The organism is Parapedobacter brassicae (genome assembly GCF_051400755.1).
In the GTDB taxonomy this organism is placed as follows: Bacteria; Bacteroidota; Bacteroidia; order Sphingobacteriales; family Sphingobacteriaceae; genus Parapedobacter.
Genome location: NZ_JBLFFL010000003.1, coordinates 449,598 through 466,488 on the forward strand (window position 1 = coordinate 449,598; position 16,891 = coordinate 466,488).

At 49.6% G+C, this 16,891-nt stretch carries 13 protein-coding genes; 7 read left to right on the forward strand and 6 right to left on the reverse strand.

Annotated features, from left to right (window positions below; all coding sequences use genetic code 11):
• Nucleotides 1-47: 47 nt before the first annotated feature.
• On the forward strand, nucleotides 48-2,042 hold the full coding sequence (ispG, locus tag ACMGDE_RS11195; protein ID WP_436832873.1) for a (E)-4-hydroxy-3-methylbut-2-enyl-diphosphate synthase: 1,995 nt from the start codon (nucleotides 48-50) through the stop codon (nucleotides 2,040-2,042).
• A 14-nt stretch (nucleotides 2,043-2,056) separates the two neighbouring features.
• Here the strand turns inward: ispG and ACMGDE_RS11200 are convergent, their stop codons facing one another.
• Nucleotides 2,057-2,569 (reverse strand): T9SS type A sorting domain-containing protein, encoded by a 513-nt coding sequence (locus ACMGDE_RS11200; protein ID WP_436832874.1) that lies wholly within the window; start codon nucleotides 2,567-2,569, stop codon nucleotides 2,057-2,059.
• A 301-nt stretch (nucleotides 2,570-2,870) separates the two neighbouring features.
• Between ACMGDE_RS11200 and ACMGDE_RS11205 the strand changes: the two genes are divergently transcribed.
• Entirely contained in the window at nucleotides 2,871-4,808 is a 1,938-nt protein-coding gene (locus tag ACMGDE_RS11205) for a KUP/HAK/KT family potassium transporter (protein WP_436832875.1), read from the forward strand.
• Between the two features lie 27 nt (nucleotides 4,809-4,835).
• On the opposite strand, the gene ACMGDE_RS11210 is transcribed toward ACMGDE_RS11205, so the two are convergent.
• The gene (locus ACMGDE_RS11210) at nucleotides 4,836-6,524 is read right to left on the reverse strand and encodes an amino acid permease (protein WP_436832876.1); all 1,689 of its coding nucleotides are present in this window, start codon (nucleotides 6,522-6,524) and stop codon (nucleotides 4,836-4,838) included.
• 100 nt (nucleotides 6,525-6,624) lie between these two features.
• A complete protein-coding gene (locus ACMGDE_RS11215) occupies nucleotides 6,625-7,299 on the reverse strand; it encodes a hypothetical protein (protein WP_436832877.1) in 675 nt (224 codons plus the stop codon).
• A 113-nt stretch (nucleotides 7,300-7,412) separates the two neighbouring features.
• Here ACMGDE_RS11215 and tyrS point away from each other — a divergent pair, with 113 nt between their 5' ends.
• Nucleotides 7,413-8,696: a tyrosine--tRNA ligase gene (tyrS, locus tag ACMGDE_RS11220; protein ID WP_436832878.1), complete on the forward strand. Its 1,284-nt coding sequence runs from the start codon at nucleotides 7,413-7,415 to the stop codon at nucleotides 8,694-8,696.
• Nucleotides 8,697-8,926: 230 nt separating this feature from the next.
• On the opposite strand, the gene ACMGDE_RS11225 is transcribed toward tyrS, so the two are convergent.
• Nucleotides 8,927-9,643 (reverse strand): DUF4397 domain-containing protein, encoded by a 717-nt coding sequence (locus ACMGDE_RS11225; protein WP_436832879.1) that lies wholly within the window; start codon nucleotides 9,641-9,643, stop codon nucleotides 8,927-8,929.
• A gap of 201 nt (nucleotides 9,644-9,844) precedes the next feature.
• On the opposite strand from ACMGDE_RS11225, the gene ACMGDE_RS11230 reads away from it, so the two are divergent.
• A complete protein-coding gene (locus tag ACMGDE_RS11230; protein ID WP_436832880.1) occupies nucleotides 9,845-12,424 on the forward strand; it encodes an FtsK/SpoIIIE family DNA translocase in 2,580 nt (859 codons plus the stop codon).
• 2 nt (nucleotides 12,425-12,426) lie between these two features.
• Nucleotides 12,427-13,095, forward strand: coding sequence for an outer membrane lipoprotein periplasmic chaperone LolA1 (lolA1, locus tag ACMGDE_RS11235; protein WP_436832881.1), 669 nt, complete (start codon nucleotides 12,427-12,429; stop codon nucleotides 13,093-13,095).
• 30 nt (nucleotides 13,096-13,125) lie between these two features.
• Here lolA1 and ACMGDE_RS11240 read toward each other — a convergent pair whose 3' ends face one another.
• The gene (locus tag ACMGDE_RS11240) at nucleotides 13,126-13,932 is read right to left on the reverse strand and encodes a lytic transglycosylase domain-containing protein (RefSeq protein WP_436832882.1); all 807 of its coding nucleotides are present in this window, start codon (nucleotides 13,930-13,932) and stop codon (nucleotides 13,126-13,128) included.
• Nucleotides 13,933-14,191: 259 nt separating this feature from the next.
• On the opposite strand from ACMGDE_RS11240, the gene ACMGDE_RS11245 reads away from it, so the two are divergent.
• Both ACMGDE_RS11245 and ACMGDE_RS11250 read left to right on the forward strand, forming a co-directional pair.
• Nucleotides 14,192-15,331, forward strand: a complete 1,140-nt coding sequence (locus ACMGDE_RS11245; RefSeq protein WP_436832883.1) for a pseudouridine synthase — start codon at nucleotides 14,192-14,194, stop codon at nucleotides 15,329-15,331.
• Between the two features lie 4 nt (nucleotides 15,332-15,335).
• A complete protein-coding gene (locus ACMGDE_RS11250) occupies nucleotides 15,336-15,803 on the forward strand; it encodes a pyrophosphohydrolase domain-containing protein (protein WP_436832884.1) in 468 nt (155 codons plus the stop codon).
• Here the strand turns inward: ACMGDE_RS11250 and mnmL are convergent.
• Nucleotides 15,800-16,765 (reverse strand): tRNA modification radical SAM protein MnmL/YtqA, encoded by a 966-nt coding sequence (mnmL, locus tag ACMGDE_RS11255; protein WP_436832885.1) that lies wholly within the window; start codon nucleotides 16,763-16,765, stop codon nucleotides 15,800-15,802. The genes ACMGDE_RS11250 and mnmL overlap by 4 nt on opposite strands.
• Nucleotides 16,766-16,891 lie beyond the last annotated feature (126 nt).

Below are 16,891 nucleotides of genomic sequence, written 5' to 3' on the forward strand. Positions count from 1 at the left end.
ACGGTCGCTTTCAGCGAAAAAAAACCTTAACTTTGCGGTACGTAAATATGGATACCAAACTCCAAAATACGCTGCCTGGCGGCTACTGCAACTCGCTGACGGAATATTCGAGATGGCATACGCGTGAAGTGACCATCGGTGATGTACCCATGGGAGGTCATAACCCCATTCGGATACAGAGCATGACCACTGTCGATACCATGGATACCATCGGTTCTGTAGCGCAAACAATCCGCATGGTGGAGGCCGGCTGTGAATATGTGCGCATCACGGCGCCAAGTGTGAAGGAGGCGCATAACCTCGCTGAAATAAAAAAGGAACTGCGCAAACGTGGATGTCATGTACCCTTGGTGGCCGATATCCATTTCACGCCGAATGCGGCGGAGGTAGCCGCGCGCATCGTGGAAAAAGTGCGCATCAACCCCGGCAACTATGCCGATAAGAAAAAATTCGACCAACTCAACTACACGGAAGCGACTTACCAAGCCGAACTGGAGCGTATTTATGCCAAATTCGCCCCGCTGGTAAACATCTGCAAGGAATACGGCACGGCCATGCGTATCGGCACCAACCACGGCTCGCTGTCAGACCGCATCATGAGCCACTATGGTGATACGCCAGAAGGCATGGTGGAGTCTGCCATGGAATTTATCCGCATATGCGAAGACCTCCATTATTACAACCTGGTCATCTCGATGAAATCGAGCAATCCTCAGGTGATGGTGCGGGCATATCGCCTATTAGTGGAGAAAATGGTGGCCGAGGGAATGAACTATCCGCTGCACCTGGGTGTCACGGAAGCGGGCGATGGGGAGGATGGGCGCATTAAATCGGCCGTGGGCATCGGCACATTGCTCGAAGATGGCTTGGGAGATACGGTACGCGTGTCGCTGACGGAAGAACCCGAATGTGAAGCTCCGGTGGCGATCGCGCTGGTAAACCGGTATAAAGACAGGCAGGCTCAAACCCGTATAGGGGAATCGGTTGGTCCTGACAGGACGATCACGAAGCCTCAAGCTTACGCTTCGACCGAGGTGAGCGCATTCATCGGGGGGGCGTTGGTGCCGCGGGTCGTGGTCGATATTTCGCACAAAAACCTGAAGGACCCGGCGATCCTTGCCGATGTCGGGTATAAATACGACATCCTGCTCGACAAATATCATATGGGCGAGCAATCGGTAGACTTTGTTTATTTGGCTGATCAGCTGCCTTCTTTTACCATGCCGGGCAACCTCAAGCAGTTGTACGATTACCCGACCTGGGTGGGCATCAATGATAAGGCAAACATCCACCCGGTATACACGCTGCGCGAATTTACGGAAGCCGCCCTGCGGGATGCTAGCCTGAATATGATACGGGTGTGCCGGGCGGATCTGTACACGCCTTGGTTTGAGGCGCTGCCATTGGACAAAACCATCGTATTTGTGCTGGAGACGGACGAACCGCATGGCATGGCAGATCAACGCCTGTTTTTTGCGGCGCTGTCCGAACTGGGGATCACCAACCCCGTCATCATCCGGCGGCACTATCCAGCCGAAGCGTTCTCGGGTCCGCAGGGTGATTTGATGGACCCGGAAGAGCCCCTATCGAAGCTGCAGGTGTATGCCGCCACGGATATGGGGGCGTTGCTGATCGACGGCATGGGCAACGGCATCTGGATCGATTCGCCGGCCACCCCAACGGACAAGCTGGTTTCTGCCGCTTTCGGCATCTTGCAAGCCACCCGCTCACGCATATCCAAGACCGAATACATCTCTTGCCCAAGCTGCGGCCGTACCCTGTTTGACTTGCAGGAAACCACCCAAATGATCCGTAGCCGCACAAATCATCTTAAAGGATTGAAAATCGGTATCATGGGCTGCATTGTGAATGGTCCGGGGGAAATGGCCGATGCGGACTATGGATATGTTGGTGCAGGGCCTGGAAAGATCACCCTCTACCGGGGCAAAGAGGTGGTCAAACGGAATGTCAATACGGCAAACGCGCTCAACGAGTTAATAGAAATCATACGCGAAGATGATCGATGGATAGAACCCGAATAAACGGGAGTCTGAAACTATAGCACGGAAATCCGCTTCACAACCGTTTCATTGCCGGCCGATACACGGATAAAATAAAAGCCATTGGTAAGCTTATTGCTGGTTTCAAAGACATGACTTTGGGGACCAGCATCCAATTCTTGACTAAGCAATGTCATCACTTCGTTGCCCAATGCATCCATTACCTTGATCGATACCGAACTTTGCTTATCAAGCCGATAGGAAAGGTTGATCTGATCCACAACAGGATTAGGGAAAATCTTCACACTGCTCAACAGCTTCTCGTTTTGGATTTCATTGGAACGAAAAGGCAGGAAATTTCGGAAAGAAGAGAAAAATGATCGCTGCATGCGTTTTTCTGAAGATAAAACCCGAGCAGCCTCGGTAGCTTTGACTTCATTTTTCGTCGCCGTACGACTGGTATCAGCCTCCGCCGTAGCTATAGACATCCACGCTGCGTCTGCACTTCCGATGAGCATCACGGTGCTTACTGTCAATATAACAATTATGTGGCGTAAAAACTTCCTCATACAGTATCTGGCTTATCCAAGGTCGTTGATTCGATTATTTTACATCAATTCCCTTTTCACTATGTTTACAAAGTTAGTACAAACTGGTCAATGCACCTAAACAAAGATACATTTTTTTGACTAATTTAACAATTTTTAACACGCATTATCGTTGATGTATGTCACATCGTTGTGGCATTGCGTGAAACAGCTTTGCGATCGTCAAAATCCGTCTGTTAATGGGGTATGAAAAGCAAAATTTTTAGCGCTAGGCATTGTAAGACAATTCTATTATGTTTGCTTCGGAATTGCACCTATTGAAATGTCAAGTACACACACCACACAGCGGCTTAGTTCCGCAGGGCTGCTCATCAGTTTAGGTATTATTTTCGGCGACATCGGCACCTCCCCGCTTTATGTTTTCAAAGCGATCATCGGCACCAATGTGATCACCGCTGATCTCGTACTCGGTGGGGTTTCTTGTATATTTTGGACGCTCACCCTGCAGACCACAATCAAATATGTATACATTACCCTGCAAGCCGATAATAAGGGCGAAGGGGGTATTCTTTCGTTGTACTCTTTGGTGAGACGGCACGGCAGGTGGCTCATTTTCCCGGCCATGCTGGGTGGCGCTGCGTTGTTGGCGGATGGCATGATTACGCCCGCAATTACCATTTCGTCGGCGATCGAAGGACTTGACATTTATTACCCCCATCTGCAAACGGTGCCGGTGGTGCTGACGATCGTGACCGTATTGTTTGCTGTGCAACGTTTTGGCACTTCGGTAGTCGGTCGCTTATTCGGTCCGATCATGTTTCTCTGGTTTGCGACAATGGCAGTGATTGGCATGCTGCACCTCGTTGACATGCCGGGTATCCTGAAGGCTTTTAATCCGGTCTACGGCTTTCGCATATTGATCGAGCATCCAGATGCCTGGCTTATACTGGGCGCTGTTTTTCTGTGTACCACCGGTGCGGAGGCGCTTTACTCCGACTTAGGGCATTGCGGCCGCACCAACATCCAGGTCAGTTGGATATATGTCAAAATCTGCTTGCTGCTCAGCTATTTCGGACAGGGTGCCTGGCTGCTGCTGCACGAAGGGCAAAGCCTGCAAGGCGGCAATCCGTTTTACTTGATGATGCCGGAGTGGTTTTTGCCGTTTGGGATCGGTATCGCCACGATGGCGGCTATCATTGCCAGTCAGGCCATGATCTCGGGCTCTTTTACACTGGTCTCCGAAGGGGTACGCTTCAATATATGGCCCAAGGTCAAAATCATACACCCTAATATCTACAAGGGACAGCTATATGTACCATCGGCCAACTGGATGGTCTGGATAGGATGTGTAATCATCGTATTGGTCTTCCGCAATTCGGCAAATATGGAGGCGGCATACGGTTTGGCGATCAACATCAGTTTCCTCGTCACCACGGTGATGGTGGCGATATTCTTATACCGGAAGCACATCCCCCGGTATGTTATCGGCATCTTTCTATTGTCATACTTGACGATTGAGGGGATATTTTTTGTGGGAAATGCTTCCAAAATAACACATGGGGGGTGGCTGACCGTTCTGATAACAGCGTTGATCTTCGCGGTTATGCTGTGTTGGTGGTGGGCCCGCAAGATCAAAAACCGTCACATCCGCTTCGTGGAAATCGAAGATTATTATGGCATCCTATCAGAACTCGGCTCAGATGAATCGGTTCCCCTCTTTGCGTCTCACCTGGTGTACCTGACCAGTGCAAACTTCACATCGGAAGTCGAGGAAAAAATCGTGTATTCCATTATACAGAAAAAGCCCAAAAGAGCGGATATTTATTGGTTGGTACACGTGGATGTCACCGATGCGCCCTATACGGGGGCATATAAAGTAACACAACTCATCCCGAATAAGCTCATTAGGATCGACTTCAAATTGGGCTTCAGGGATGAACAGCGCATCAGCTTGCTGTTTCGAAGGGTCGTCGAAGACCTCGTCAAAAACAATGAAGTAGATATCCGCAGCCGATACGACACCTTGCGGAAACATGGCATATCCGGCGATTTCCGTTTTGTCGTACTGGAGAAAGTGGTGTCCAGCACCACCGCACTCAAGTTTTATGAGCGCATTATACTTGATGTGTATGCGATATTGCGGCAGTTCAGCCTTTCGGAAGAAAAGGGATTTGGATTGGATTCCAGTTTTGTCACCATGGAGCGGGTCCCCTTGATGATCGAGACAACCGACCGGATCCGTCTTAAACGGCTTAAATGAGGCACATCCCGATCTTCAGCGCGCGAGTTAGCTAGGCTTATTGAGCTTAGAATGCCGATAGCCGTATCCAAAATACACGAGCAACCCGATGGCCAGCCAGGCCAAGAAGATCAACCAATTGCTGGCGCCAAGCTGCGACATCAGGTAAAGATTGACCAGTATACCGGCCACCGGCAACAGCGAAAACCGATACCGGTATCCCATGATGCACAAGATCACCCATACGATCCAAAAGATAACGACGAGCAATTTATGCTCGATGACATCCAGTATGGACAACTGCCGCCACTCGGCGAGGGTATCCTGCCCGTAAACGCCGATGCCCAATACGGCGATCAATAATCCGATCGTAATCAGGTACTGCCCATTGACGTAGGGCACCTTAAAGCGGGATTGCTTCGAAATGCCCGAATAATCCATATACAATACGCCTGCGCATACGAGGATAAAGGCGAAAAAAGTACCTACGCTTGTTAAATCAACAAAAAAATCCATTTTGAAGAACAACGCGGGGATGGCGACCATAAAACCGGTAACGATCGTCGCGAACGATGGTGTTTTGTATTTCGGGTGTATCGTCGCAAAGCGCTTCCAGAGCAGCCCATCGCGGCTCATGGTCATCCATATCCGAGGTTGGGCAAGCTGAAAGACCAGCAACGCACTGGTAATGGCTACTACCGAGGTGACCGAGACAATACCGGCCATATAGTCCATCCCCACGTATTGAAATACATAGGCCAGGGGATCCTTTACATTCAATTCGGTATAGTGGACCATCCCGGTCAATACCAGCGTGATCAAGATATAGAGGACAGCACAGATCAATAAGCACCAAATCATTGCTTTGGGCAGATCCCGCTGCGGATTCCGGCATTCTTCGGCGGTGGTGGAGATCGAGTCAAACCCAATAAATGCAAAAAATACCGCAGCCACCCCAGTTAATACCCCTTCTACGCCATTGGGTGCAAAAGGTGTCCAATTCTCGGGTTTCACAAAAAAGACGCCCCCAAAAATGACAAACAGGATGACGCCGACCTTAATCAGCACCATGATGTTGCTTGCCGTGCGCGACTCCTTAATGCCAATGTAAACCAACCAGGTGACCAGAAATGTGACCAAACCCGCAGGCAGGTCAAATATGATGGGAATGTCTCCGATTCGAGGGGCACCCTGATACGCCGAGGCGGCCATCTGTTCTACCTGAGACAGTGCTTCTGCTCCTTGCTGCTGCAACTTGGCATAAGCCTCTGTGGCGTAGGCAGGGGCCATGGTGAGCCAACCGGGAAGGTGGATACCGAATCCCTCCAGCATGCTCACAAAATATTGCGACCACGAGATGGCTACCACCATATTGGACACCGCATATTCCAGTATGAGCGCCCAGCCGATAATCCATGCAAATAGCTCACCAAAGGCCACATACGCATAGGTATAAGCACTCCCGGATACCGGCACCGTACTGGCAAACTGTGCGTAGGATAATGCCGTAAAGACGCAGGCAACAGCAACAAACACAAATAACAGCGATACGGCCGGTCCGCCGTTAAAGCTGGCAAGCCCTATCGTGCTGAAAATACCCGCTCCTACGATGGCCGCAATGCCCATGGACACCAAATCGCGTACCCCAAGCACCTTCGCAAGCGCTCCCTCCTTGGATGAGTAAGACGCGTCTAAAATTTGCTGTACTGTTTTTTTCCGGAAAAGTTTGTTTGCCATACAGTTGGTGACTATGGGGTTGGATGGATGATCAACCGGCCAAACTTATAAAAAAACTTAGATAAAATTGCTTTCCGACGCAAGTTTATGAAACAATTCGCTAGGTAAGCTCACGACGTATCTCATCGAAGACCGGATGAAAATTGCCATCCAGCCGCGCCGCGTAATCGCCGATGGCCCGGGTGATCTGATGTCGCTGGTCATCGCTGAGCCGCACCTCCCACAGCCTGCGGCAGATATGCTCCATTGCCAGGGTGATTTTATCAAATTCCCAATAGTCTGAAAGGTATCGCGCCTGCATGAATCCGTCGAAATGCACAAAAAAGAAATGGGTATCCGGTACCTCGCATAGTTTCAGAAATCGATCCGTCATCCCGCGATCTGCTGCCCCCAGATAGGCGTAAAAATCCGACTCGTGGACCCAATCGTTGTGGAGCAGCAGGTGGTCCAATAGCAGCTCCAGCGCGATATGCGACAGAAACGAGGGCCTGATGGCCGTTCCCTCTACAGCCGGTGCAAGCACGAGCTTCAGCTCGTGTGTATGGGTATAAAAAAAGGGGGAGTTGTGAAAATAACGATCGATTTCCATGTGCCGCATCCAGCCGTGATAGATGCTCTGCAATTTCGGGTTGGTGATCAGCTGATCTTCATGCTTTTGTGGCAACACGTGGATATCCCGGTCTGCGCTCCTGATGAGGTCGGGCAATACGCTCCCCAACACCTGTTCAGGATTGTGGCTATACCGCTCAAAATAGTAATGTGACAGGAAATTCATTCGACCCGCTCCTCTCCGTTGGAGAACACTTATTGTGCCAAGATAGCAAATTTAGCCGATATTATCCTATCTTTGCAGCCACTTTTGATGACGCGTTTTAAAGTTAGATCACGATGAGTTTTGTCGATGAATTACGTTGGCGGGGCATGTTGCATGATATCATGCCGGGGACCGAAGACCAATTGCTCAAGGAAAAAACGGCCGGTTATATTGGCTTTGATCCGACAGGCGATTCGCTGCATGTCGGTCACCTCACGCAGATCATGACCCTTATCCATTTTCAGCGAGCTGGCCATAAACCAGTAGCGCTAGTGGGTGGCGCTACGGGTATGGTGGGCGACCCTTCCGGAAAATCGGCTGAACGTAACTTGCTTGACGAAGACACCTTAAACCATAACATCGCCTGCCTGAAAAAGCAATTGACCAAGTTCCTCGATTTTTCAGACTCGGATCACGGTGCCATCATGGTCAACAATTACGACTGGTTCAGGGACTTTCGCTTCCTCGATTTCATCCGCGACGTAGGCAAGCACATCACCGTCAACTACATGATGGCGAAAGACTCCGTCAAAAAACGGCTGGAAGGGGAAACCGGCATGTCGTTTACCGAATTTACCTACCAGCTGGTGCAAGGTTATGATTTTTATTACCTGTGGAAGCATCATGGCTGTATACTGCAAATGGGCGGTTCGGACCAGTGGGGAAACATCGTAACCGGCACCGAACTCATCCGCCGCAAGGACGGCGGCACGGCCTATGCCCTCACCACCCAACTCATCAAAAAAGCCGATGGCAACAAATTCGGGAAGACCGAAAGCGGAGCCGTATGGCTGGATGCCAGCAAGACTTCTCCGTACCGGTATTACCAATTTTGGCTCAATGCAAGTGATGATGATGCCAAGAACTGGATCAAAATCTTCACGCTGAAACCGAAAGAAGAGATCGATGCCCTCATTGCCGAGCACGATGCTGCACCACACCTCCGCATCGTACAAAAAGCGCTGGCTAAGGATATCACCATCCGCACACACTCCGAATCGGACTATGAAACGGCCATAAGTACGTCTGAATTTCTATTTGGCAATGGGTCCCTTGAATTTTTAGAAGGCATGCCCCATGCGGCAGTGCTGGATGTTTTCGATGGCGTACCGCAGTTCCAGCTTTCGAAAGACCAACTGGCCGTCGGTGCAAATGTATTGGACCTGTTGGCGGTCTTTGCGTCGGTATTTCCATCGAAGGGTGAAGCACGGAAAATGATACAAGGCGGCGGCGTGTCGATCAACAAAGTAAAAATCGGCGACATTGAGCAAACATTCAACGCAGAAAACCTCATTAATGGCCGGTACCTCATCGTTCAACGCGGCAAGAAAAATTACTATTTGCTGATTGCAACCTAATATAGGGCTGTGATCGGGCCTGGGGGAATGATTCAGGCACTGGATCATAGGCATGCCTCTTGCAGGCGAAGCCTCGGAGACGGGAGCGAAGCGAACCGGATCCCAGCTGAGGAGCAAGAGGCTAAATCACCTACTCATAAAAAAACCGCTCCCGGGGAGGGAGCGGCATCTATGCCGGATCCCGGCACAGACTTTCAATCAACCTAAACTTTATGGAGAAACCGTATTATCTAATGCGTAATGATGCCATGACCGAAATCCAACGCGGCATCCCCCGTGTGGTCTAATAAACCTTTGGCCCAAATCGTATAGATCATGTCATTGCCAACGGCGAACTCAAAGGTATGCACCACCTCCCCACTATCATGATCGATGATATTGAATGTATACGTCTCATCCGCGTCGATGCTGGAGAAATCCTCCGCTTCCTTAAACGCCTTATCACTCGCGATGAGCGTATCCGCACCTTCGATTCCAAAATCCAGCGCTGGAGCATCCGGACTGAGGTTCATAAACCGGATCTTGGCCTTCCCTTCACCCGGCTCGGATAAATCGTCTTCTGTCGCGATGATCTCCATATCTTCATATCCTACTACATAGAGCGAATAGAACTTGCCAGGCGTAAATGTGACTGTACCCTGTGCTAGTGGCTGCGCATTTGGATAGTCCTCGGGATCGAACACCCTCACCAACCGGTTGCCGGGCCACGCATTTTTGTATACCAAGGTATCTTCATATGCAAAATCCTCATCTTGCCCCGTTGTGTTGTCAAAATTGAGTTTGTTCTCATCCAGGCCGATATCAAGGGAGCTCGAACCCGGCACTGCATTCAGCGCCCTCACGGCGGAAACCTGATACCCGCTATTTTCATTATCCTTAAGGCAACTGCTTAACGTGGCCATACCCATTGCCAGCGCTACAAGCATAAAAATTGACCGGCTTTTCATTTTCTTAAATCGTCCCTTTCAGTTGTAATCATGTTCATTTAATCTTGCGGAGAGCATTGTCACCTGCTTTGTTACGAATAACGAACGTCGCCCGTGGAATGCTACACCCGGCAAAAAAATTAGGAAACCACGCGCGCGAATTGCCAAACCGATAATCTGCAAAAAATCCGTAAGTTTGTCTCAAACAAATGGGTGTTCTAGATGTCTGGAAAAGGGAATTCATTCAAGAGAAATGTTCAACACGACACGGGAAGTAGGCCAACTCAACGCAAAAAAAGCGAGCGGAAGACCTCCTCAAGCAACCGTTCCGGTCGTGGAGTTGGGGACAAATTGATAAAAATAGCGGGACTGTTTCTGCTGGTGTTATCCATATATTTCCTCATCGCGTTTATCTCTTACCTATTCACTTGGAAAGAAGACCAAAGTTACGTTTCGGCAGCAAACGGCGGGTGGCACACCCTGTTCAAGACACGTGAGGAACTTGAATTGGCCGGTATACAAACGCCGGTTGTGCAAAACTGGATGGGTAAATTCGGTGCGCTATTGGCCCATCAGTTTATCTATAAGTGGTTTGGCGTCGCATCATTCATTTTCGTCGCCGTCCTTTTCATTATCGGGTACCGGTTACTCGTGAAGGTCCGGATCGTCTCCACTTGGAAGATTCTTGGCTACAGCCTGTTTGGATTGGTGTTCATCTCCCTTACCTTAGGCTTTATTCACGGACTCATCCAGGACTATCCCCATTTTTTAGAGGGTGAGTTCGGGTTCTGGTCTAATCGGTTACTGGGTGCCCAAATCGGAACACCGGGCGTGGCGGGATTGCTGCTCTTTACGATCCTCACGATCCTGATCGTTTTCTTTAACTTCGATTTCAAATTAGGCGATGGGCGAAAACGAGCAGCAGATGACGGCCTGGAAAATGATGCTGCCCGCAACCTGCGGGATGAACGATACATGCATGAATCTGAATACCGGGTTGATCCGGTGGAATTCAGCCTCAACCGGAACAAAGACCTCGCCGAAGGCGAATTAGTTTCTAATCGGTTGAAAACAGTGCCCGACCAACAGGAATCCAAAGATAAGCTCCAGCAGCAACTGACTGTTCCGTCGAAGGCAGACCCAGCGGAATCGAAGGAAACGTTGGATTTCGCGATTGAAAGGCCGCAGGAGAAACCCAAAAACGAAGTCTTGGCGCCCCCCTTGACCGTTTCTGCGATTAAAGAAGAAAAACCCAGTACTGCCAATGAATTGGTCGAGAAAGTAGGACAATACGACCCGAAGCTTGATCTCTCAGGCTATCAACATCCGACACTTGATCTGCTCCGCGACTATGGTTCGGGCAAGATTACAGTCAATAATCACGAACTGGAGGCCAATAAGGATAAGATTGTCGAGACGCTGGGCAACTATAACATCGAAATAGCGAAAATAAAGGCTACTATCGGACCCACCGTGACGCTTTATGAGATCATCCCAAAACCGGGTGTCCGTATATCCAAAATCAAGAACCTGGAAGATGATATCGCATTGAGCTTGGCGGCCTTGGGCATCCGTATCATCGCGCCGATGCCCGGTAAGGGCACCATCGGCATCGAGGTACCCAACAGCCATCCCGAGATGGTATCCATGCGGTCGGTATTGGCTACGGAAAAATTCCAGCATACGGATATGGACCTCCCCATCGCCCTGGGCCGTACCATCTCCAATGAAGTGTACATTGCAGACCTCGCCAAAATGCCGCACCTCTTAGTAGCGGGGGCTACCGGGCAGGGTAAATCCGTAGGCATCAACGCCATCCTCACCTCCCTGCTGTACAAAAAACATCCGGCTGAACTTAAGTTTGTACTGGTAGACCCCAAAAAGGTGGAGTTATCGCTGTTCAAAAAAATCGAACGCCATTTCCTGGCCAAATTGCCGGGCGAGGAAGACGCCATCATCACGGACACCAAGAAAGTCATCAATACCCTCAATTCGCTGTGTATAGAGATGGACGCCCGGTACGATTTGCTTAAAAATGCCCAGGTGCGCAACCTGAAGGAATACAACGTCAAGTTCATCAACCGCAGGCTGAACCCAGAGGAAGGCCATCGCTACCTCCCCTTTATCGTGCTCATCATCGACGAATTTGCCGACCTCATGATGACGGCTGGAAAGGAGGTGGAAACACCGATCGCGCGGTTGGCACAGTTAGCCCGTGCCGTGGGTATCCACCTGGTCATCGCCACGCAGCGTCCTTCCGTAAACATTATTACGGGCACCATCAAAGCGAATTTCCCGGCGCGCCTGGCATTCCGGGTGCTTTCAAAAGTAGACTCGCGTACCATACTCGATTCGGGAGGCGCCGATCAGCTCATTGGTCGTGGCGATATGCTATTGGCCACCGGCAGCGACCTGATCCGGATACAATGTGCTTTCGTAGATACCCCTGAAGTGGAGGAAATATCGGATTTTATTGGCAATCAACGTGGCTACCCTTCGGCGCTGCTCCTTCCGGAGTATGTAGGTGAGGACGGCGAAGGCGGGATAGGCGATTTTGACATGAGCGATCGCGACCCGATGTTTGACGACGCCGCCCGTTTGGTAGTGCTGCACCAGCAAGGATCTACCTCACTCATTCAACGTAAGCTTAAACTGGGCTATAACCGCGCCGGCCGCATCATCGATCAACTGGAGGCAGCGGGTGTGGTCGGACCGTTTGAAGGCAGCAAGGCCCGCGAAGTGTTATTTCCGGACGAATATTCATTGGAACAGTTTTTGGATGGATTACGGAAAGATGTGTAAAAATGATGAATAAATCGCGATATCAAATCGGCAGCCTCCTAGTAGCGCTCTTGCTGGCATTCACGGCCCAGGGCCACGCGCAAACCGATGCTGCTGCAAAATCCTTGCTCAGTAAAGTTAGCAAGACATATGAAGGGCATAAAACCATACAGGCAGATTTCACCCTGAAGGTGCAGCAACCGCAGCAGACCGATAGCTATAACGAATCGGGCAGCATCTTGATGGAACAGGCTACTGGCAAGTTCTACATCACGACGAGTAATCAAGACCTGATCAGTGATGGTAAAACACAGTGGACCATACTCAAGGAAGAGCAGGAGGTGCAGGTGACCGCCGCTGATCATTCGGCTGACGCGATCTCTCCGACCAATATCTTTTCGTTTTACAATAGCGGTTACAAGTACGTATCGGCTCCGGATGAGCGGGCAGGCAATGTGCAATTGGAGGTAGTGGAACTTTCGCCCGAAAATCCCCGAACGCCTTATTTCAAAATCAAGCTGCGCATCAACAAAGCGACCAACTTGATCCATGATGCGACTGTTTTTGACAAAGGGGGCGTCAAATATGTATACGCCATCAAAAATACGAAAGCCAATCCTCAGATCGCTGCTGATCGGTTTACCTTTAAGTCAAGCAGCTATCCTGGAATGGAAATCGTCGATCTCCGGTAGGACCCGGTAATCGTTAAGCATGATAATGCATTATAATTTGCGGGGTTTTTCGGCTGAGGAGGTTTTCCCCTCTCCGCTGGCATTAGCCAACAGCACGCGGTTTTTGCGATAGCCGTGCATGGTAGGATGCTCGATGATTTCCTTTACGGAAATTAGCTTATAAACATAGCTACCGGTCTCCTTATTGAGTTTTAGCCGAAAGTAATTGTCTTCGCGTTGCCTGTTGATAGCCCGCTGAAGATTGCCCTCGCCAATGTTAAAGGCGGCAGCCACCAAGGTCCAGCTATTGAATGCACGGTACAGTGTTTTAAGGTATTTTGCCGCTGCAATGGTAGATTTTTCGATATTTTGTCGCTCATCTACCTGATGGTCTACTCGCAATCCAAAGGCCCTCGCCGTTTGCGGCATAAACTGCCAATAACCGGATGCCCCGCGATGCGATGTGGTGCCGCTCATAAAGCCGCTTTCAACCAAGGGGATGTACTTCAAATCTTCTGGAATTCCATACTTGCGCAAGATAGCCGTCACCTTAGGCAGTGCTTGCAATGCTTGGCGATGTAGCCGGTGTGAACGGCGCTTGGTATACGAATATTCTTTCAGGTAACGCATCATCTTGGTTTCGATTTGCTTATCCCCCAGGGGTAGGTTCTCTTCAGCAAAATTCAAGGATGCAAAGTACGGAGTGTTGCGGATATCACTTATATCTTCTTGCAACAGGGCTCCCTGAGACAGGGAGTCATGTGGTGGTACGTAGGTGGGTTCTGTATCTGCTGCGGCGTGGTACGAATACAACTTTGAAAGCAACAGCAACATCAAAACCACACTACTACAGAGCATGTGTTTTTTTATCATTCAAAACCTTTCTGTAATCCATGGCAGACCAATTAAAATCAACCATAGCAATACTTGGTCCAAAAGCTGGATGCAAAGGTAAAAATATAAGGTTAATATACAAATAGTTACATTAATGTGCATTGGTATTTAACAAAATTTAACGTATCTTTTCGGGTTATTTTTGCGTAAAAAAACGACACAACACCAATTAAAGCCGGATTTTTGACTACCTTTGTCGTTCATATTTTTTTAGGTAAACATCATGCCATTTAGTAACAAAAGGAACAGTCGCGACGACAAATCCAAACGCCCCGGTAAATCGAACCCGAACTTTCACAACTCCAGTGACCGCAAGTTCGGCAACCGGGACAAGCAAGACAATGAACGAAAATACCCCGGTAATAAATCCACTGACCGTCAAGATAGACCATTTTCAACGGATAAACCATTTGGAAAAGACAGGCCATTTGGCAAGGACAGGCCTAAGCCAGCATACGGCACGGACAAACGCCCGGACCGGCCCTCCGATACGGATCGGGAAAGAACGTATAGAAGACCTGGACAAAAACCTCCATTTAATACCGAAAAACGCTCATTCGGCAATAAGCCATACGACCCCTCAAAGAAACGGCGTGAGCGGACTGAGCTTTCACCGAAGCTGTTCGATAAAGCCGTTGAAGATGATGGACTGATCAGGCTGAACCGATACATTGCCAATGCCGGAATCTGTTCACGACGCAAAGCAGATGAGTTGATTCAAGCCGGCGTCGTGTCCGTAAATGGCACGGTAGTCACCGAACTCGGTGTGAAAGTCGACCCATCCAAAGACGAAGTGCGGTACAATGGTGAGCGCCTGAAACGCGAAAAGATGGTATATGTGCTACTGAACAAGCCAAAAGATTATATCACCACCACAGACGATCCGCAAGAAAGACGTACGGTGATGCAACTGGTTGCCAAGGCTACCAAAGAGCGAATATATCCTGTTGGTCGGCTTGACCGCAACACCACTGGCCTGCTCCTGCTGACCAATGATGGCAACCTGGCCGATAAACTCTCCCACCCACGCAATAGCATCGTTAAAATATATAATGTTGAGCTGGATAAGAATCTTAACCAAGGTGACTTTAATAAAATCGTTTTCGGATTGGAGCTGGAAGATGGTTTGATAAAACCTGATGCGGTAAGCTATGTTCAAGGGGGAAGCAAGCGCGAAATCGGGATTCAGATCCATAGTGGCAAAAACCGCATCGTCCGCCGCATCTTCGAGCACTTGGGTTACGATGTAATTAAATTGGATCGGGTGGTCTACGCCAACCTCACCAAAAAAGACCTGCCCCGTGGACGCTGGCGCTATTTAGAAGAAAAGGAAATCATCCAACTCAAGCATTTCATCAAATAACAAAATGATTGATCCAAAGACGTTGACGGCTGTTGCCGAATTTCACAACACATTCAAACATCCCATCCTGCCCGTGCCCACCATCCCCGATGAGCAGCGCTGTCGACTGCGGGTGGCCTTATTGGCCGAGGAACTCAAAGAGCTTGAAGAAGCGATTGCGGACAAGAATATCACTGAAGTGGCCGATGCGCTCTGCGACCTCCAGTATGTCCTCTCCGGCGCGATATTAGAGTTCGGATTGGCCGATAAATTCAGCACGTTATTTGACGAAGTACAGCGGTCCAACATGAGCAAGGCTTGCAAAAGCGTACAGGAGGCTGAAGACACCGTGGCACATTATCAGCAAAAAGGTGTTGAATGTTTCTATGAAGAAGCCGATGGGCATTACCTGGTGTATCGCACGGAAGATCGGAAGACGCTTAAATCCGTGCGCTATTCGCCAGCAAACCTAACGGATATCATCGAAGGTTAGGCATCGGCCCATTGATCACGTAGATACTTACTACCCTGGACGGCTTCCCGCCTTTCCAATTCCTTATCGATATATGTTTGGATAGCCGATTTTCCTTTGCCCCAATTCGGGGCGATCAGCAATTCTTGGTCGGCTAACCCGAACAGTCGCTGGATGATGATATCCGGACGCAGCAAGGGGATAAATTCGCAGAGGAAGTCGGTATATTCCTCCAACGTGAATACCGGGAAAGGATTCCGCTTATACTGCGCCCCCATAATCGAACCTTCCACAATGTGCAGATGGTGCAACTTGACGAATTTAATCTGCGGAAACCGGTTGATTTCATCGGCATAACGCAGCATCATCGCTTTGGTCTCCCACGGAAACCCGAAAATCGTGTGCACGCAGATATCCAGCGGACTGTTTTGTACCAAACCAAGGGCGGTTTCCAGCTCCTCATGGGTACATCCCCTATTGATCCGCTCCAGTGTGTCGTTATATATCGACTCCATGCCCATCTCTAGATCCACATCATAGCGGTCACTATAGCTTTCCAGCAGGGCCACCTTTTCGAAATCGATGCAATCGGGCCGTGTACCCACAGACAATCCCACCACGTGCTCCGGTGCTACGCTCAACGCCTCATCATAGAGGGCTTTCAGGTAATGCGCCGGCGCATAGGTATTGGTGTTCGGCTGGAAGTAAATCACGAATTTTTCGGCACCATAGCCATTCACCGCACGTTGGATACCCTCTTCTACCTGCTGCCGGATGGTCGGCAGTTTTCGTGCCGAATCGGGGGTAAAGGAGTCCACATTGCAGTAAGCACATCCACCATACCCTTTACTTCCATCGCGGTTCGGACACGTGAAATGGCCATCCACGATGATCTTGAAAACGCGCTTACCCGCGTATTTGGCACGTAGGTATGCGCCGTAATGATTGTAAGGCTTCTGACCGATATCCAATAGGGTACCCATAGTGGGGGCAAAGATACGCGATAGATTTTAGATATGAGACATTAGACAACAGACATTAGACATTAGACGCTGCATATCATAAAAAAACCGCCGGATATTAACCCGGCGGTTTTGAACTTTATTGAT